This is a genomic window from Streptomyces himastatinicus ATCC 53653, from assembly GCF_000158915.1.
Taxonomy (GTDB): Bacteria; Actinomycetota; Actinomycetes; order Streptomycetales; family Streptomycetaceae; genus Streptomyces; species Streptomyces himastatinicus.
Genome location: NZ_GG657754.1, coordinates 253,030 through 271,321 on the forward strand (window position 1 = coordinate 253,030; position 18,292 = coordinate 271,321).

Consider the following 18,292-nt stretch of genomic DNA (forward strand, 5'->3'; position numbering starts at 1 on the left):
TCAAGCGGACAGAAGCCGTGTCACATGGTCGTGAAAGACGTGGGACGCGGGGTGCGTGGGGGCGTCCGGCAGCACCAGGTGGACAGTGAGGGGCGGGGCGTCGGACACCGGGAGATACCGGATGCCGGGGTGGGGGTGGCTGTGTTCGGTGCCTTCGGCGGTGACCCCCACGGCGTCGCCGACCGCGATGGCGGTCAGCCACTCGTCGACGTTGGCGACGTCGAAGGTCCGCGGGCGCGCTCCGGACGGCCAGAGGTCGGCGGTGGTGGTGCTGGCGGTGGCGCAGAGCGCGACCGCACGCCTGGCGAGGTCGGCCAGCCGCACGGCCGGGAGGTGCGCCAGCGGGTCGGTCTCGGGCACGGCGGCCACGCGGCGTTCGCCGTAGAGGGGGAAGGAGCGCAGGCCGGTGCTCACCGACGGCTCCGTCCGCAGGAACGCCACATCGATCTGCCCGTGGCGCAGCGCGGTCTCCGGGTCGTCCCGGCGATGCACCTGTACCGGGGTGTCCGGATGGTCCTGGCGCCAGCCGCGCAGCAGTGGCACGGTGTGGCGGCCGAGCGCGGCCCAGGCGAATCCGACCCGCAGCGGGCCCGAACCGGTCGTGGCCTCGGCGAGCGCGCTCTCCACCTGGCTCAGGATGCGGTGTGCGTGTTCCCAGAGCCGTCTTCCGGCGTCGGTGAGGGCGAGGTGGCGGGTGGTGCGTTCGACCAGCTGGGTGCCGGTCCGGCGTTCCAGCTGGTCGAGGGTGCGGGATACGGCGGGCTGGCTGATGCGCAGGACCGCCGCCGCGTCGGTGAAGGTGCCTTCGTCCCCGATCGCGGCCAGGACACGCAGGTGCCGCAGCTCCACGTTCATAACCCTCGAGCATAGATGGCGCGCGGCGGACATTTCCCTCGCCGAGGGGCCGCGCGTAGCGTCCCGGCCATGAAGATCCTTCTGATCGGAGCAACCGGCAAGCTGGGTACGGCCGTTGGCGAGGCGCTGACCGGACGCGGCCATGAGGTCATCACCGTCGGGCGGACCGGCGGTGATCTGCGGTACGACATCGCGGATCCCGCGCAGGTCACGGAGGTGTACGAGCGCGCGGGGTCGGTGGACGCCGTGGTCGGCACGGCGGGCGACGTCCCGTACAAGCCGGTCCTGGAGATGAGCCCCGAGGACTATCGGTCCGCCTTCCACGGGAAGGTGCTGAACCAGATCGAGCTGGTGCGGCAGGGCGTCCCCCGTATCGCGGAGCGCGGCTCGTTCACGCTGATCACGGGGGTGCTGGGGCGCGACCCGATCCCGACGAGCAGTGCGGCGTCGATGGCCAACGGCGCCGTCGAGGCGTTCGTGCGCGCCGCGGCCATCGAGATCGCCCCGCAGCGGATCAACGCGATCAGCCCGACCGTCTTCACCGAGTCCCTGGAGAAGTACGGGGACTTCTTCCCCGGCATCCGGCCGGTCGACCTCGCCGAGGTGGCCCAGGCCTACGTCCGGTCCGTCGAAGGCGGCCAGACGGGGCGGATCTACACCCTGGAGTGAGGACTCAGCGCAGGTCAGGGGCCCGTCGTGTACGACGGGCCCCTTTTGCGTATGGCGCCGCGACTTCCGCGCGGGCCGCCACAACAACTTCGTGCCGGCTTATTGACGGCCCCGGAAGGCCCGCCTAGCGTGCTCGATGCAGATTGTTTGACAATCTGCACTGCGAACGACGGACCTCAGGAGGGACACGTCTCCATGCGCATCATCGTGGTCGGGGCCGGTGTCGTCGGATTGGCCAGCGCGTACCGCCTGGCCAGAAGCGGCTGCGAGGTGGTGGTCCTGGAGGCCCGGGACGCGGGGCAGGCCGCATCCCACGGCAACGCGGCCAAGATCGCCCTCGCCGAAAGCGGCCCCGTCCCGGCTCCCGGCGTCGTCCTCCAGTCGCTGCGGTGGATGCTGAAGCCGGAGAGCCCGCTGTACATCAGGCCCTCGCTCGCTCCGGGCTTCGTGAAGTTCATGCTGGGCATGGCCGCCCACTGCACCGACCGGGCCTTCCGGAACGGTCTTGAGACCCATCTGCGGCTGGCCGAGGGCACCATGGACCTCCTGGACGGCTGGGCCGAGGACGGCATCGGTTTCGAGATGCACCAGGCCGGTGTCCTGCTGGCCTTCGAGAGCCGGAAACGCTACGAGGAACAGCTGGGCGCGCTCGATGTCTTCGAGCACTTCGGCATGGTCCCGGAACGGCTGCACGGGGACGAGGTCCGCGTCCGGGAGCCCGCGCTGTCCCACCGGATCCGCCACGGCCTGTACTTCCCCGACGACCGCCAGGTGGAACCGGACTCCCTCACCCGTGGGCTGGTGGGGCGCTGCCGGGAGCTGGGGGTGGAGATCCACGAGCACACTCCGGTACGGCGCGTCCTGCGGCGCGGCGACGGGGTGACGGGCGTGCTGACCGACCAGGGTGAGGTCACCGGGGACACGCTGCTGCTGGCGGCCGGGGTGTGGACCGGGCGCGTGTCCCGCCGGCTGGGCGTGCCGCTGCCCATCCGACCGGGCAAGGGCTACAGCGTCGACTACTCCCCCGCCCCCGTCTCCTTGCGCACCTCGCTCACGCTGGAGGACGCCCGGGTCGCCGTGACGCCGCTGAACGGGATGGTGCGGCTGGCCGGGACGATGGAGTTCGGCGGCCTGGACGAGAAGATCAGGCCGCGTCGTATCGCCGCCATCAAGCGCGCCGCCACCGAGGCGTTCACCGACTGGGGCGCCCCCGCGGGCGAGGCGGCGCCCTGGGCGGGGCTGCGGCCCATGACCCCCGACGGGCTGCCCGTCATCGGGCGGCTCGCCCCGCTGGACAACGTCTACGTCGCCTCCGGCCACGGAATGCTGGGACTCACCCTGGCCCCCGCGACCGCGGAGATCATCACCGAGGCCATCACCGGTCGGCGCACTCCCCCGGTGGCGGAAGCCGTCTCCCCCGGCCGTTTCACCCGCGGATGACGCCACCGTCCCGCCCGCCCGGGCGAGGATGGGGCACGTCGGGGCGGACATCCGCCGTCAGCACAGATCGAGGGGTACTCATATGGCTCAGCCGGACGCAACTTCGGCAGCAGGTCCGTACAGCGGGCGCTGCGGCCGGTCAGCGGCGGCACCCGCAAGGAAGAGGTCGTCGAGGCGATCCGCCGCGCGCTGCTGGCCGGGGAACTCGCCCCGGGCCAGCGGGTGAAGGAGGTCGAACTCGCCGCCGTGCTGAACGTGAGCCGTCCGACGCTGCGGGAAGCCCTGCACGCCCTCATCCACGAGGGGGCCCTGGTCCAGGAGCCGTACAAGGGGATCCGCGTCGCGGAGACCAGCCCCGAGGTGCTGCTCGACCTCGCGGACGTCCGTGTCTCCCTGGAGACCATGGCCGCGCTCCGGCTGGCCGAGGACCCTCAGGGCGCGGGCGTGGCGGCCCTGCGGCAGTCCCTGGACGACCACGAAGCCGCCGTGCGGCGGGCGGATCCGGTGGCGGCGGACCTCACCCACCTGGAGTTCCACCGCACGCTGTGGCTGGCGTCGGGCAACGCGATGCTGACCAAGATCTGGCCGTTGGTCGCCGCCCAGATCCGGATGGCCATGACGGTCGACCAGCTCACCCGTGACGACCCGCAACGCGACCTCGAACTGCACCGGCGGCTGGTCGAGGTCATCGAATCCGGCGACGCGACACGTATCCGCGCCGAAGTGGACCTGCACATCCGGTCGAGTGCGGAAGAACTCGTCCACCTCATGCGAACCCCCCAGAAGTCCCCCGAACAGTCCCAGGCCTAAGGAGATTCCATGCATGCCCCGCAGTTCACCGGCATCCTCGCCGCCGTTGTCACACCGCTGACCGCGGACGGATCCGCAGTGGATGCCGAGGGTGTCCGGCGCCAGACCGAACACATCGTGTCCGGCGGCATCAGCGGTCTGGTGCCCGGTGGCAGTACGGGTGAGTTCACCACCCTGAGCACCGCGGAGCGCAAGCGCGTGACCGAGCTGTACGTCGAGGCCGCCGCGGGGCGGGTCCCGGTCGTCGCGGGCACCGGCGCGCTCAGCACCGCCGAGACCGTGGAGCTGAGCGCACACGCCGAACAGGCGGGCGCGGCGGCCGTGATGGTGGTCCCGCCGTTCTACGACACCCCGTCCTGGGAGGAGTTGCTGGCGCACTACGGCGCGGTGTCGCAGGCCATCGGTATCCCGGTCATGTACTACAACATCCCCGCCGCCACCGGCGTGGATCTGACCCCCGAGCAGTTCGCGCGGCTGGCCGGGGAAACCGGGGTGACCTCGTTCAAGGACACCGGTGGCGACTTCCCGCGCTTCACCGCCGTGACGCAGCACCACGCGCGGGACATCACCGCGCTCAACGGCTGGGACACCCTCACTTTCGCCGCCCTCGCCGGTGGCGCCACGGCGGGTGTGTGGGGCACCGCCAGTGTGATTCCGCGCCTGTGCGCCGACCTGTACGACGCCCTCGCCGTCCGGGGCGATCTGAAGGCCGGGCGGGAGCTGTGGGCGAAGATCTTCCCGATCTGCCAGTTCCTGGAATCCCACAACTACGCCTGTGCCATCAAGACCGGTCTCGATCTCATCGGCCACAGCGCGGGACCGACCCGGTTGCCCGTGCTCCCGCTGGCCCCGCGCCACCGCGACGAACTCCGCGCGCTGCTGGTCGCCGCGGGCGAGTCCGTCACCGAGGACACCATGGCCGCCCGATGACGTACGCGCCACGCATCCACACGATCGACGTACACGCCGAAGGGGAACCCGGGCGCGTCCTGATCGGCAGCCATCTGCACGTCAAGGGCGCCACCATGGCGGAGCGGCTCCAGTACTGCCGGGAACACCTCGACCCCCTGCGCCGGCTGCTGCTCCGCGAACCGCGCGGCTACCCCGGCATGTGCGGCGTCCTGGTCCTGCCGCCCGCCGATCCCGCCGCCGACTTCGGTCTGGTGGTGCTGGAACAGGGCGGCTTCCGGCCCATGTCGGGCTCCAACCTCATCTGCGCGGTGACGGCGCTGCTGGAGACCCAGGCGCTGCCGGTGGCCGAACCGGTCACCGAACTGACCGTGGACACCGCGGCCGGACTGGTCACGGCCCGTGCCGAGGTGTCGCGGGGCAAGGTCACCCGGGTCACGTTCGCGAACGTGCCCGCCTTCGCTGTGGCCCTGGATCACGTCCTGGACCTGCCCGAATACGGTCGGGTGCCGGTCGACATCGTCTTCGGCGGCCAGTTCTTCGTACAGGCCGCGGCCGCCGATCTGGGCATCCCGCTGGAGCCCGGCCAGGCAAAGGCCATCACCCGGGCCGGTGCCGTGCTGCGGACCGCCGCACAGCGGGAGTTCCCGGTGAGCCATCCGCTCCGCCCCGGGATCGACCACGTGGCGCTGGTGATGCTCCACGGCCCGTCGCCGACTCCCGGAGTATCGGGCCGCAACGCGGTCGTGCTGCCCAACGGGGAGGTGAGCCTCACCGATCCGGACACCTGGACCGGGTCGCTGGACCGCTCGCCGTGCGGCACCGGGACCTGCGGCCGCATGGCCGCCCTCCACGCCCGGGGACAACTGCCGCTGGAGACGCCGTTCGTCCACGAAGGCATGCTCGGCACCACCTTCACCGGCACGCTCAACGGAACCACCCGGGTCGGCCCCTACGAGGCCGTGCTCCCGTCGATCAGCGGCCGCGGCTGGATCACCGGATTCGCGCAGTACGTCCTCGACGAGAGCGACCCGTTCCCGCAGGGTTACGTCCTCGGTGACCTGTGGGGCCGTCAGGCCCCGGAATTCGACCCCGGAACCCGCCCCGAACCCATCCCCCAGGAGCACTGATGGCAAGCGCAGGACAGCAGTTCATCGCCGGGAAGCGGCGCCCCGGCGGATCCGCGGAACAGATGTCCGTCACCAATCCCGCCACCGGCGAAGTCCTCGCCACCGACACGCTCGCAAGCCCCGAGGACGTCCACGAAGCGGTCACCGCCGCACGCCATGCCTTCGGCGACTGGTCCCGCACCACCCCCGCGGAGCGGGCCGAGGCCATGCTGCGGTGGGCGGACCTCCTCCAGGCACGCGGCGAAGAACTCGCCGCCACCGAGTCCCGCATCGGCGGCAAGCCGATCAAACTGGCCCGCGGCTTCGACATACCCGGCGTCATCGACAACGTCCGCTTCTTCGCCGGTGCCGCCCGCAACCTGGAGGGCAGGTCCGCCGGTGAGTACTCCGGCGAGCACACCTCCAGCATCCGGCGCGAACCCCTCGGTGTCATCGGCTCCATCGCCCCATGGAACTACCCGCTCCAGATGGCGGCGTGGAAAGTGCTGCCCGCCGTCGCCGCGGGCAACACCGTGGTGCTGAAGCCGTCCGAACTGACCCCGCTGACCTCGGTGATGTTCGCCGAGGCCGCCGGGGAAGCCGGTATCCCCGACGGTGTCATCAACGTCGTCACCGGCACGGGCGCCACCGCCGGACACGCCCTCGTCAGCCACCCCGACATCGCCATGGTCTCCTTCACCGGCTCCACCGCCGTGGGACGCCAGGTCGCCGCTACCGCGGCCGGGGACGTCAAACGCGTCCACCTCGAACTCGGTGGCAAGGCACCCTTCGTCGTCTTCGAGGACGCCGACCTGGAGGCCGCCGCACGCGGCGCAGTGGCCGGGGCGCTCATCAACAGCGGCCAGGACTGTACGGCCGCCACCCGGGCCTATGTCCACCGCACCCGGTACGAGGCGTTCGTGGCGCGGGTCGCCGAACTCATGGACGGCGTACGGCTCGGGCCCGTCGACGACCCCGACACCGACATGGGCTCGCTGATCTCCTTCGGCCAGCGCGACCGGGTGGCCGCGATGGTCGACCGCGCCAGGGAGGGCGGCGCCACCGTCGTACGCGGCGGACGGATCCCCGGCGGTCCGCTGTCCCGGGGCGCGTACTACGAACCGACCCTGATCACCGGGGCCGCCCAGGACTCGGAGATCGTCCAGCAGGAGATCTTCGGCCCGGTCCTCGTCTGCCTGCCATTCGACACGGACGACGACGCCATCCGGCTGGCCAACGACACCCCCTACGGGCTGGCCGCCTCGGCCTGGACCGGCAGTGTCTTCCGGGCCCAGCGCGCATCCCGCGACATCCAGGCGGGCTGTGTGTGGATCAACGACCACATCCCGATCATCAGCGAGATGCCGCACGGGGGATACAAGGCCTCCGGCTTCGGCAAGGACATGTCCGCCTACTCCTTCGAGGACTACACGAACGTCAAGCACGTGATGTCCGAAACCACCGGCGCACCGCGGAAGTCCTGGCACGACCTGGTCTTCACGAGCGGCTGAGCCCACCGGCGCGGACACCGCGCCCACCATCCCGAGCGGGGGCGGCCTCCCGGCCAGGAGGCCGTCCCCTCGGACACACAGGTCCCGCGGCCCACCACACCTCACGCCAATGAGACAGGGCCGCTGAATCCCCTGGGAGGATTCGTGACTACCCTAACCGCCCCGTCGGACGGGGCGAAAAGCCCCGACGGCAAGCTCCACCGCAGCCTCGGCCTGTGGCAGCTCACCCTGCTCGGGGTCAGCACCCAGATCGGCTCGGGCTGGCTGTTCGCCGTCCTCTCCTCGGCCTCCGTGGCCGGTCCCGCCGCCGTCCTCTCCTGGATCATCGGCGCGGTCCTCTTCATCATCGTCTCCCTGACCTGGATCGAGCTGGGCACCCTCTTCCCCCGCTCCGGCGGCATCGTCCGCTACCCCGCCCTCTCCCACGGCGCGTTCGCGGGGTGGGTGACGGGCTGGGGCTACTGGATCGGCACCGTGTGTCTTCCGGCCGTCGAGGCCCAGGCCGTCCTGACGTACCTCGGTGGCCGCTACCCGCATCTCCAGCTGGTCCGGATCGACAGCGGAACGACCGTCCTCGACTGGCCGGCCGGAATCCTGGGCGGCATCGCCCTCCTGCTGATGTTCTTCGTGCTCAATCTCTTCGGAGTCCGGCTGCTGGCCAAGGTCAACACGTGGGTGACGGTGTGGAAAGTGGTGGTTCCCGTCGCCACTTTCATCCTGCTGTTCTCCGCCTTCAAGGGAAGCAACTTCCATGCCCACGGCGGTTTCCTCCCCACCGGCCCCGGCGGCATCGTCCACGCCCTGGCCATCGGCGGCATCGCCTTCGGCTACCTGGGCTCGCGCCAGGTCCTCGACTACGGCGGTGAGGCGCGCAACCCACGGCGCGACATCCCTCTCGCCGTCATCGGATCCATCCTCATTCCCATGGTCATCTACCTCGGGCTACAGATCGGCTTCCTGGGCGCTCTCGACTGGCAGGACGCGGGCCTGGTCCCGGGCGACTGGGCGGGGCTGACCAGCAGCGACTGGGCGTCCTCGCCCCTGTTCTCCGCGCTGGGCGCCGCCGGGTTCGGCTCGTTCGCCACCGTGCTGCTCATCGACGCCGCCGTCTCCCCCGCCGGAAACGGCTGGGTCACCCTGGGCAGCGCCGCCCGCGCCTCCTACGCCTTCGGCGTCGACGCCTACGCCCCCGCGCCCCTGGCCAAGGTCAACCGGTACGGCATCCCCTGGATCTCGCTGATCACCGCACTCGTCGTGAGCGCGCTGTTCCTGCTGCCCTTCCCCAGCTGGTACCAGCTCGTCTCCGTCGTCTCCGCCGGGCTGGTGCTCAGCTATCTCATGGGCAGCGCCATCCTGCCCGTCCTGCGCCGCACCGCGCCGGACCTCCCCAGCACCTGGCGGCTGCCCGCCATCCGGCTGTGGGCACCCACCGGCTACGCCGCCGGGCTGTTCATCGTCTACGCCGCCGGGTTCTCCGCGCTCGTCCAGCTGCTCATCATCACCTTCGCCGGACTGGCCGTGTACGGCGCCTACACCTCGGTGCGCAGCGGCTGGGTCCGCCGCGGCACGGGGTGGACCCTGTCCACCGCGTTCCTCGTGGCCTGGATCGTGGTCACCGTGCGCGGAGGCTGGTTCATGCACATCGGCGGGGCCCAGCGACCGGACGGCTGGGACTTCCCCTGGTACATGGGGGCCATGGTGGCGACCGTGGCGCTGTTCCTCGCCGCGCTGAGAGCGGCCAGCACCGCGGAGGGACGGCGGCATCTGGACGCCGGTGTCTGGCTGATCGCCACGCTCCTCGCCGTCCTGACGGTCTCCCATTACGGTGCGTTCGGCCCCCTCGCCACGCCACCGCTGGGCGAGCCGTACGACCTGCTCGCCGTCGTCGCCCTCGCGCTGGTCAGCTACCAGTGGGCCGTGCGCAGCGGCTTCCGCACCGAGCAACTCGACCGGGCCCTCGCGGAGGAGTGCCCCGCGCCCCCGAACCGCCCTGCGGCCGATATGGTAAATCCGCATTCGGGTGGGTAAGTGGCATGGTGTGCGCTGGCTGAGCAACTTCCGGACAGCGATAGCGTTTGCCCTGGTGGGGCCGCTGATCGTTTCCCTGCTGCTGGTGCCGTTCCGTACCGCCTTCCCCCGGACCGACTCGTCTCTCGTGCTGGTGGCGGTGGTGGTGGCCGTGGCCGCCCTGGGGTACCGGAGCGCCGGAGTGGTCGCGGCGCTGTCGGCCACCATCTGGTTCGACTTCTTCCTGACCCGTCCGTGGGGGGCGCTGTCCGTCACCAGCGCCCAGGAGGCTTGGACGGCGGCTCTGCTGCTCGCCATCGGTCTCGCCGTCTCGGAGCTGGCGGTTCGCGCCCTCAGCCAGCGAGACCGGGCGCGGTCGGCGCATGACCGCCTCAAGCTGCTGCACGACGCGAGCACGGCCATCGGCGCCACCCTCGACGCGGAGCGGACCGCGCAGGAGCTGGCGCAGGTGGCGGTGGGCCGGTTCGCCGACTTCGTCACCGTCGATCTGGCGGTGTGCGTCCTGGCCGGGGAGGAGATGCCCTCGGAGGGTGTCACACACGTGCGCCGGGTGGCCGTCGCCGGGGTCCGCCGGGACCATCCGCTGCTCCCCGTGGGCGGGCCGCCCCGGCTTGCCCTGTGCGATCCGGTGGCCCGTGGTTCGCCCTGCGGGCGGGCGAGGATCGAACCCGATCTGCGGGCCTGCGTCGACTGGCAGGCGCTGGTCCCCGAGCCCGCCGGGGCGGTGCTGGACCACGGCATGCGCTCGCTGATCACGGCTCCGCTGCGGGCGCGGGGCAGTGTGCTGGGGATGGTGGCCTTCTGGCGTACGCAGGACACCCGGCCCTTCACCGACAGCGATCTGTCCGACGCCGGGGAACTGGCCGCCAAGGCCGTCGCGGCCATCGACAACGCGCGCCGTTACACACGTGAGCGGGCCACCGCCCTGGCGCTCCAGCGCAATCTGCTGCCCCGGCATCTGCCCCAGCAGACGGCCGTCGACGTGGCGTCCCGCTACCTTCCGGCGGATTCGCGGGCCGGAGTGGGCGGCGACTGGTTCGATGTGATCCCGCTGTCCGGCAGCCGCGTGGCACTCGTCGTCGGGGATGTGGTCGGCCACGGCATCAACGCCTCCGCCACCATGGGACGGCTGCGCACCGCCGTACGCACCCTGGCCGATGTCGACCTGCCGCCCGACGAACTCCTCACCTACCTGGACGACCTGGTCATCCACCTCACCGATGACGAACGGGACACCCCCGAAGAGGACACCGACACCACCGGCGGGGTGGGAGCGACCTGTCTGTACGCGGTCTACGACCCGGTCGCCCGGCACTGCGCGCTGGCCTCGGCCGGTCATCCGCTGCCCGTCCTCGTCACCCCCGGCGGCCGGGCCGATCTGATGTGCGGCTTCACCGGCCCGCCCCTCGGAGTGGGCGGCCTCCCGTTCGAGACCACCGAGCTGGACCTGGCCGAGGGCAGCACCCTCGCCCTGTACTCCGACGGTCTGGTGCGCGCGAGCGACCGCGACATCGACGCGGGGCTGACCAAGCTGTGCGACGCGCTGTCGGTGCCGGACGCATCACTGAACACGGCGTGCGACACCGTGCTGCGCACCCTGGCCGCCGACCGCCCGGCGGACGACATCACCCTGCTGCTCGCCCGTACCCGCGCCCTGACCCCCGACCGGGTCGCCGGCTGGGACATCGCCGACGACCCGGCCCTGGTCATACAGGCCCGGAAGCTGGCCGTGGAGCAGCTCGACGCATGGGGGCTGTGGGATCTGACCTTCATCACCGAGCTGCTGGTCAGCGAGCTGGTCACCAATGCCATCCGCTACGGCGCAGTGCCGATCCACCTGCGGCTGATCCGCGACCGCAAGCTGATCATCGAGGTGTCCGACGCCAGTAGCACCACACCCCATCTGCGGCGCACCCTCGCCTACGACGAGGGCGGCCGCGGGCTGGTGCTCGTCGCCCAGCTCAGCCACAACTGGGGCACGCGCCAGACCACCGCGGGAAAGACCATCTGGTGCGAGCAGAAGCTGCCGGTCACGGAGTGAGCGGCGGAACGGGTACGGCTCCCCGCACCTTTTCCCGATCATCACTCTGCGCAGGTTCCCGGCGATCGATTAGGCTCGGCGGATGGCGAAGTACTTCGATGTGCACCCCGACAATCCTCAAGCCCGCACGATCAGCAATGTGGCCGACAGGATCCGCTCCGGCGCGCTTGTCGCCTACCCGACGGACTCCTGCTTCGCGCTGGGCTGCCAGATGGGCAACCGCGACGGCATCAGCCGGATCCGGTCGATCCGCAATCTCGACGACCGTCACCACTTCACCCTGGTGTGCCAGGATTTCTCGCAGCTGGGTCAGTTCGTGCACATCGACAAGGATGTGTTCCGGGCGATCAAGGCATCGACGCCCGGCAGCTACACCTTCATCCTCCCCGCGACGAAGGACGTGCCGCGGGCGCTGCCGCATCCGAAGAAGAAGACGGTCGGGGTGCGGATTCCGGACCACACCGTCACTCAGGCGCTGCTCGCCGAGATCGGTGAGCCGCTGCTGTCCAGCACCCTGCTGCTGCCCGGCGAGGACGAGCCGATGACGCAGGGCTGGGAGATCAAGGAGCGGCTCGACCATGTGGTGGATGCCGTGGTCGACTCGGGAGACTGCGGTACCGAGCCGACCACGGTCATCGACTTCTCCGACGGTGAGGCCCAGATCGTACGCCGGGGAGCGGGCGACACCGCGCGGTTCGAATAGGACTTAATCGTCGATGCACTTGGGGTACTTCGAACCCCGGTTGCAGTCGTGGTAGTCGTACTTGCTGACCCGGAACTTCTTCTCCTCGCCCCCCTTGGCGGGATCGACGACCAGATAGAACTTCTTCCCGTCCTTCACCTTCTCGGTGACCTTCCCCTCCGGGCCTTTCTCGAAGTCCTGCGCGCACCCGGTGAGTGCGAGGGCGGTCACGGCCACGAGAGCGAGGGCGGGGGCGAGGCGGCGTTGCATGTGGTGCTCCTGATCGACTTGAAGACGAGGGCAGTCTAAGGTCATCCGCCGCCCCGCTGAGCAGGCAGGGTCCGGCGATCACACCCCCTTCACACACGGCGTCCCGGCACCGGCCGAATCGGGGCCTCGCGGGCTTCCGTTGGAGGGTGGACCGGCTGCCGGGTGTGCGGGCGATCCACCGGGCCATGCGCCGTTCACTCGGCATTTGCCCCGGGATGCGCGTACTTGACGCCGGGTGCGGCATCGGGCTGGAGGTGACGCGCCCGGCCCGGGGCTCACCACCGCCCGCCGTCCGGATGAGGCGTAAACCTTCGGTTGACTCAACTGCCCCTTCTGTCAGATCTCTTGACGCCCCACCACCTCGGCCTTAGCTTCGGCGTTTATAAATGCAGACCGAGTACGCACATGTAGACAGTCTCGGGGGCCAGGATGAGATCCGACCGGGCGCGGACCGTGCTCACCCTTGTGGTCTCGGGGACGATGCTGGTGACCAGCGCGTGTGCCGTGGCGAACAGCGATGCCGCCGGTGATGCCGGGAGCGCGGGCGGCGGCACGCTGCGGGTGGTGCTCACCCAGGAACCCCCGACGCTGGAGCCCTGCGAGTCGTCGCTGACCGCGACCGGAGTCGTCGTCCGCTCGAACGTCACCGAACCGCTGGTGGAACGGGACCCCACATCGGGCAGGCTGGAACCGCTGCTGGCGACCGGCTGGCGGCAGACGAAGCCCACGACGTGGACCTTCGGCATCCGCTCGGGCGTGACCTTCCAGAACGGGCGGCCCTTCACCGCCAAGGACGCCGCCTTCTCCATCGAACGCGCCGTCAACTCCGACCTCGCGTGCAACGTGGACGGCTATGTCTTCGGCGACGAGAAGATCGACGTGCGCGCCGTCAGCCCCACCCGGCTGACCGTCACCACCCGGAAGGCCGACCCCATCCTCCCGCTGCGGCTCAGCTTCATCGAGATCGTGCCGCGCACCACCAGCACCGGGGCCAAGGTGCGCATACCGGTCGGCACCGGCCCCTATGCCGTCAGGAAGTGGGAGACCGGGGTTTCGATCTCCCTCGCCCGCAACGAGACGTACTGGGGCAAGGCCCCCGCCTACCCCCGCGCCAGATATGTGTGGCGCAGCGACGCGAGCGTCCGGGCCGCGATGATCGACAAGGGCGAGGCCGACATCGCGACGGCGCTGGACCCCGTGGACGCGACCAAGGACAGCACCGTCGCCTACCCCAACAACGAGACGACCGCCCTGCGGCTGGACGGCCGTGAGGCGCCGCTGAACGACATCCGGGTGCGCAGGGCGATCGGCATGGCCGTCGACCGCACGGGCATCGTCGACGCGCTGCTCGGGGGACTCGCCAAGCCCGCCGCGCAGCTCGTCCCGCCCGGCGTGGTGGGCCACAACGACGGCCTCGCCACCGCCCCGTACCGGGTGGCCGCGGCCCGCGCGCTGGTCGGGCGGGCGGCCGCCGACGGCGTCCCGGTCAAGCGGCGGATCACCCTCGTCGCGCGCAACGGCCAGTTCGCCGGGATCGCGGAGGTGGCCGAGGCGCTCCAGTACCAGATGGCGCGTATCGGGCTGAACGTACGGATCCGGATGGCGGACACCGCCACCCACCTCCAGTACCAGCTGCGCCCGCTCCCCCGCGGTGTCGGGCCGATCGCGCTGCTCATCATGCACGGCAACCAGGCCGGGGACGCCGCCTTCACCACCAGTCAGTACCTGCTGAGCGACGGCCCCCAGTCCACCTTCGGCACCGCGCGGCTCGACCGCCGCATCGCCGCGGCGAACGCCCTGTCCGGCAAGGCCCGCCAAAAGGCCTTCGCCGAGGTGCTGGCCTACCAGAACGAGAAGGTGGCGCAGTACGCCTACCTGGCCCATATGCGCGGGCTGCTCGGGCTGTCGCCCTCGGTGCGGTACCGCCCGGACTCCGCCACCGGGGACGAGATGCGGCTGGCCGAGGTCCGCCCGGTGAAGGCGGGGAACCACTGACATGGCGTCCTTCCTGCGCAAGCGCATCATCTCCAGCGCGATCCCCCTGGTGTTCGTGGTGCTGGGCGTGTTCTGTCTGGCCCGCCTCACCGGCAACCCCGTCGACCTCTACCTCCCCCTGAGCGCCACCCCCGAGCAGCGCGCGGAGTTCTCCGCCGCCCACGGCTTCGACGACTCCGTCCCGGTGCAGCTGTGGGACTACCTCGGCAATGCCGCGCGGCTCGACTTCGGCGTATCGCTGCGCACCGGGGAGCCCGCCGACGCGATGGTGCTGGAGGCGTTTCCCGTCACCCTCCAGCTCGCCGGGATGACGATGCTGCTGGCAGTCCTCGGCGCCCTGCTGGTCGGCAGCCTCGCCGCCTACCGGCCCCAGTCGGCCGTCGACCGGCTCGCGGGGCTGCTGTCGATGACCGCGGCCAGCATCCCCGACTTCTGGTTCGCCATCATGGGTGTGCTGGTCTTCGGAGTGGCTCTGGACTGGCTGCCGACCTCCGGCACCCTGGGCGGTCCCGAGGTGTGGGTGCTGCCGCTGGCCACCTTGCTGATCCGCCCGTTCGGGGTACTCGTCCAGGTGGTCCGCGGCAGCATGGTCGGCGCGCTGTCGGCTCCTTACGTCAAGGTCGCCCGCAGCAAGGGCGCCGATGCCACGCGCGTGGTGTTCGGGCACGCCCTGCGCAACGCCATTACGCCCGTCCTGACCGTCGCCGGGGATCTCGCCGTCGGCCTCGTCAACGGCGCGGTGGTGGTGGAAACGGTCTTCGGCTGGCCCGGGATCGGCAAGCTCATGATCGACTCGATTCTCCAGCGCGACTTCGCGGTGTTGCAGGCCGCCGTCCTGCTCACCGCCGTGACGATCTTCGCGCTGAACATCCTCGTCGACGTCTGCCACGCGCTGATCGACCCCCGAGTGCGCCAGGCGGTGCCGGCGTGAGCGAAGGAGCCACCATGTCCGCGCCCGACGACCGCACTTCGCCGGCGGCCACCTCACCGCGTACCCGGCCGCCCCGCTGGTGGCGGCTGCTCGGCAGGGACCGGGGCGCGGCCGCCGCGGCCGTCGTCCTGGCCCTGGTGTTCCTCGTCGCGCTGTTCGGCCGGCTGTTCCTCGGCGACCGGGCGGTACGGCAGGATCTGCGCGCCTCGCTGCGTCCGCCCTCCCTCGACCACGGTTTCTACGGGCTGCTCGGCACGGACGTCCTGGGCCGCAGCGTGCTGGCGCGGCTGGTGGACGCCGCCGCGACGACGCTGTCCATCGCGGTGCCCGCGGTGCTGTGCTCGCTGCTGATCGGCTCCGCCCTGGGGCTGTGGGCCGGATACCACGGAGGCATGCGGGAGAACGTCGCGATGCGCGTCGCCGATGTCATCCTCAGCTTTCCGTCCCTGCTGATCGCGGTGGTCGTGCTGTACGTGTTCACGCCCAGCGCGATGAACATCGTGCTGATCCTCGCCGTCGCGCGCATCCCCGTCTATCTGCGCACCGCCCGCGCGGAGGCGGCCGAGCTGAGGAGCCGTCTGTTCGTCGACGCGGCCCGGACCTTCGGCACGCCCGCCTCGGCCATCATCCGGCGGCACCTCCTGCCGATCGCGCTGCCGACCCTGCTGACCGTGGCCACGCTCGACTTCTGCTTCGTCATGCTGACCGAGTCGTCCTTGAGTTTCCTCGGCATCGGCATCCAGCCGCCCGAGGTGAGCTGGGGGCTGATGGTGGCCCAGGGGCGCCAATACCTTCAGACGGCCTGGTGGATCGCGGTGCTGCCGGGGCTCGCCATCATGCTCACCACGGTGTCGGCCACGGTGCTCGCCGCCTGGGTGCGCCTGGCCACCGACCCCGGCCAGCGGTGGCGGCTGACGCTGCCCCGCAAGCGGCGCGGCGAGCGGGCCGCCGTACCCCCGGAGATGATCGCGTGAAGCCGTCCGCCCTCCCCTCGCCCACCGCGACGGGCCGCCCCGCACTCGAGGTCGAGGGGCTCCGCGTCGATCTGCACACCCCCTCCGGCACGGTCCGCGCCGTGGACGGCGTCGGCTTCGGCGTGCATAAGGGGCGCACCCTGGCGCTCCTCGGCGAGTCCGGCTGCGGGAAGTCGATGACCGCACTGTCCATCGCCGGGCTGCTCGACCCGGTGGCCGAGGTGACGGGCGGCTCGGTACGGGTGTCCGGCACCGAGCTGGTGGGGCTGGGCCGGGCCGAGCGCAGAAAGCTGGCCGGTCCCGTGCTGTCGATCGTCTTCCAGGACGCGCTGGCCGCGCTCAACCCCGTGCAGCCGGTCGGCCGCCAGCTCGCCGAGCCGTTCCGCATCCATCGCGGGCTGTCACGCCGCCAGGCCGCGGAGAAGGCGGTCGAGCTGATGACGCGTGTCGGCATCCCCGAGCCCCGGCTGCGGGCCCGCTCGTATCCGCATCAGTTCTCCGGTGGCATGCGCCAGCGGCTGCTGATCGCGATGGCCGTCGCCCTGGATCCCGATGTGCTGATCGCCGACGAGCCCACGACCGCGCTCGACGTCACCGTGCAGGCGCAGATCATGCGGCTGCTGCGGGACCTCCAGACGGAGCGGGACATGGCGCTCGTGCTGATCACCCACGACCTGGCGGTGGTCGCCCGGCACGCGGACGACGTCGTGGTGATGTACGCGGGCAACGTGGTGGAGGCCGGCCCGGTGCGAGAGGTGTTCTCCCGCCCCCGCCACCCCTACACCAGGGCGCTGCTGGACTCCGTACCGGAACACGCCGTCCGGGGGCGTCCGCTGCCCGCCGTCCCCGGCAGTCCGCCCGAACTGAGCGCGGTGCCGTCCGGCTGTGTCTTCCAGGCCCGGTGCCCGCTGGCCGACGACCGCTGCGCCCGGGAGCGCCCTGCGCTGGAGCCCGTGGGCGCCTCGCGCTCGGCCGCCTGCCACTTCTCCGAGGAGCTCGACCGTGGCTGAGAACCCCGGAACACCCCTGCTCGACGTCCGCGGCGTGACGAAGTCGTTCGGCCACGGTCGCCGCCGGCTGACCGCGGTCGACGGAGTCGACATCCGGGTCGAGCGCGGACAGACCCTCGGCCTGGTGGGCGAGTCCGGATGCGGAAAGTCGACCCTGGCCCGGGTGGTGCTCGGGCTGGAGCGGCCGGACGCGGGATCGGTGCGCTTCGACGGCACCGATCCGTTCACCCTGAAGGGCAGGGAACTGCTGGCGTGGCGGCGCCGGGTGCAGATGGTGTTCCAGGACCCGTTCGCCTCGCTCAACGCGCGGATGTCCGCGGCCGACCTCGTCGGCGAGCCGTGGCGCACCCACCGCGACATCGTGCCCACCGCACGGGAGCGGGACCGCCGGGTCCATGAGCTGCTGTCCCTCGTCGGACTGCGGGAGAGCGACGCCCACCGCTACCCGAACGAGTTCTCCGGCGGGCAGCGGCAGCGCATCGGCATCGCCCGTGCGCTGGCCCTCGAACCCGACCTCATCGTGTGCGACGAACCGGTGTCAGCGCTGGACCTGTCGGTGCAGGCCCAGGTGCTCAATGTGCTCTCCGAGCTGCGGGAGCGGCTCGGCGTCTCCTATGTGTTCATCTCCCACGACCTGTCCGTGGTCCGGTACGTCTCCGACCGGGTGGCGGTGATGTACCTGGGCAAGGTCATCGAACACGGCCGCGCCGACGATGTCTTCGACCGGCCGCTGCACCCCTACACCGCCGCCCTGATGTCCTCCGCTCCCCGGCTGGAGGTGTCCGGGGCGGCACACGATACGGAGATCCCGCTGCGCGGGGAGATCCCCTCCCCGTACGGCATTCCCTCGGGCTGCCGGTTCCGGACCCGCTGCTGGAAGAGCGAGCCCCGCTGCGCCGAGACCGCCCCCGCGGCCATCAGCCGCGAACCCGCGGCGCACACCGGGCGCGAGCCGCATGAGGCCCTGTGCCACTTCCCGCTCGACGGCTGATGCCGGTCAGGGGTGGGCCGGACGTCCCGATGCGAACGTCCGGCCCGCCGCTCCTGCCATGGACGGG

General features: G+C 71.1%; 16 protein-coding genes. 14 read left to right on the plus strand and 2 right to left on the minus strand.

Annotation, left to right across the window (positions count from 1 at the left end; genetic code table 11):
• On the minus strand, positions 1–855 hold the full coding sequence (locus SSOG_RS01085) for a LysR family transcriptional regulator (protein WP_039936261.1): 855 nt from the start codon (positions 853–855) through the stop codon (positions 1–3).
• A 69-nt stretch (positions 856–924) separates the two neighbouring features.
• Here SSOG_RS01085 and SSOG_RS01090 point away from each other — a divergent pair, with 69 nt between their 5' ends.
• The 9 genes from SSOG_RS01090 (at position 925) to SSOG_RS01130 (ending at position 12,075) form a co-directional block, all read left to right on the plus strand.
• Complete coding sequence (locus tag SSOG_RS01090) at positions 925–1,524, plus strand: short chain dehydrogenase (RefSeq protein ID WP_009712334.1); 600 nt, start codon at positions 925–927, stop codon at positions 1,522–1,524.
• 51 nt (positions 1,525–1,575) lie between these two features.
• Positions 1,576–2,964 (plus strand): FAD-dependent oxidoreductase, encoded by a 1,389-nt coding sequence (locus SSOG_RS01095; RefSeq protein ID WP_106516332.1) that lies wholly within the window; start codon positions 1,576–1,578, stop codon positions 2,962–2,964.
• A 129-nt stretch (positions 2,965–3,093) separates the two neighbouring features.
• Entirely contained in the window at positions 3,094–3,774 is a 681-nt protein-coding gene (locus SSOG_RS01100; protein ID WP_063631526.1) for a GntR family transcriptional regulator, read from the plus strand.
• A 9-nt stretch (positions 3,775–3,783) separates the two neighbouring features.
• The gene (locus tag SSOG_RS01105) at positions 3,784–4,704 is read left to right on the plus strand and encodes a dihydrodipicolinate synthase family protein (protein WP_009712337.1); all 921 of its coding nucleotides are present in this window, start codon (positions 3,784–3,786) and stop codon (positions 4,702–4,704) included.
• Entirely contained in the window at positions 4,701–5,813 is a 1,113-nt protein-coding gene (locus tag SSOG_RS01110) for a proline racemase family protein (RefSeq protein WP_009712338.1), read from the plus strand. Before SSOG_RS01105 ends, SSOG_RS01110 begins: the two co-directional genes overlap by 4 nt.
• Complete coding sequence (locus SSOG_RS01115) at positions 5,813–7,303, plus strand: gamma-aminobutyraldehyde dehydrogenase (protein WP_039936263.1); 1,491 nt, start codon at positions 5,813–5,815, stop codon at positions 7,301–7,303. The genes SSOG_RS01110 and SSOG_RS01115 overlap by 1 nt, the downstream gene beginning before the upstream one ends.
• Before the next feature lie 144 nt (positions 7,304–7,447).
• Positions 7,448–9,331 carry an APC family permease gene (locus SSOG_RS01120; RefSeq protein WP_050799716.1) on the plus strand — a complete coding sequence of 628 codons (1,884 nt, stop codon included), beginning with the start codon at positions 7,448–7,450 and terminating at the stop codon, positions 9,329–9,331.
• Entirely contained in the window at positions 9,324–11,372 is a 2,049-nt protein-coding gene (locus SSOG_RS01125; RefSeq protein WP_009712341.1) for a SpoIIE family protein phosphatase, read from the plus strand. The genes SSOG_RS01120 and SSOG_RS01125 overlap by 8 nt, the downstream gene beginning before the upstream one ends.
• Positions 11,373–11,454: 82 nt before the next feature.
• Positions 11,455–12,075 carry an L-threonylcarbamoyladenylate synthase gene (locus tag SSOG_RS01130; RefSeq protein ID WP_009712342.1) on the plus strand — a complete coding sequence of 207 codons (621 nt, stop codon included), beginning with the start codon at positions 11,455–11,457 and terminating at the stop codon, positions 12,073–12,075.
• Between the two features lie 3 nt (positions 12,076–12,078).
• Here SSOG_RS01130 and SSOG_RS01135 read toward each other — a convergent pair whose 3' ends face one another.
• A complete protein-coding gene (locus SSOG_RS01135; RefSeq protein WP_039936264.1) occupies positions 12,079–12,324 on the minus strand; it encodes a hypothetical protein in 246 nt (81 codons plus the stop codon).
• A gap of 429 nt (positions 12,325–12,753) precedes the next feature.
• Between SSOG_RS01135 and SSOG_RS01140 the strand changes: the two genes are divergently transcribed.
• The 5 genes from SSOG_RS01140 to SSOG_RS01160 are packed head-to-tail and all read left to right on the plus strand — an operon-like array spanning position 12,754 to position 18,225.
• A complete protein-coding gene (locus SSOG_RS01140; RefSeq protein WP_009712344.1) occupies positions 12,754–14,319 on the plus strand; it encodes an ABC transporter substrate-binding protein in 1,566 nt (521 codons plus the stop codon).
• Position 14,320: 1 nt separating this feature from the next.
• Positions 14,321–15,250: an ABC transporter permease gene (locus SSOG_RS01145; RefSeq protein WP_009712345.1), complete on the plus strand. Its 930-nt coding sequence runs from the start codon at positions 14,321–14,323 to the stop codon at positions 15,248–15,250.
• A 14-nt stretch (positions 15,251–15,264) separates the two neighbouring features.
• Positions 15,265–16,224, plus strand: a complete 960-nt coding sequence (locus tag SSOG_RS01150) for an ABC transporter permease (RefSeq protein ID WP_009712346.1) — start codon at positions 15,265–15,267, stop codon at positions 16,222–16,224.
• Entirely contained in the window at positions 16,221–17,234 is a 1,014-nt protein-coding gene (locus tag SSOG_RS01155) for an ABC transporter ATP-binding protein (RefSeq protein ID WP_009712347.1), read from the plus strand. The genes SSOG_RS01150 and SSOG_RS01155 overlap by 4 nt, the downstream gene beginning before the upstream one ends.
• On the plus strand, positions 17,227–18,225 hold the full coding sequence (locus tag SSOG_RS01160) for an ABC transporter ATP-binding protein (RefSeq protein ID WP_009712348.1): 999 nt from the start codon (positions 17,227–17,229) through the stop codon (positions 18,223–18,225). The genes SSOG_RS01155 and SSOG_RS01160 overlap by 8 nt, the downstream gene beginning before the upstream one ends.
• The last annotated feature ends 67 nt before the right edge of the window (positions 18,226–18,292 follow it).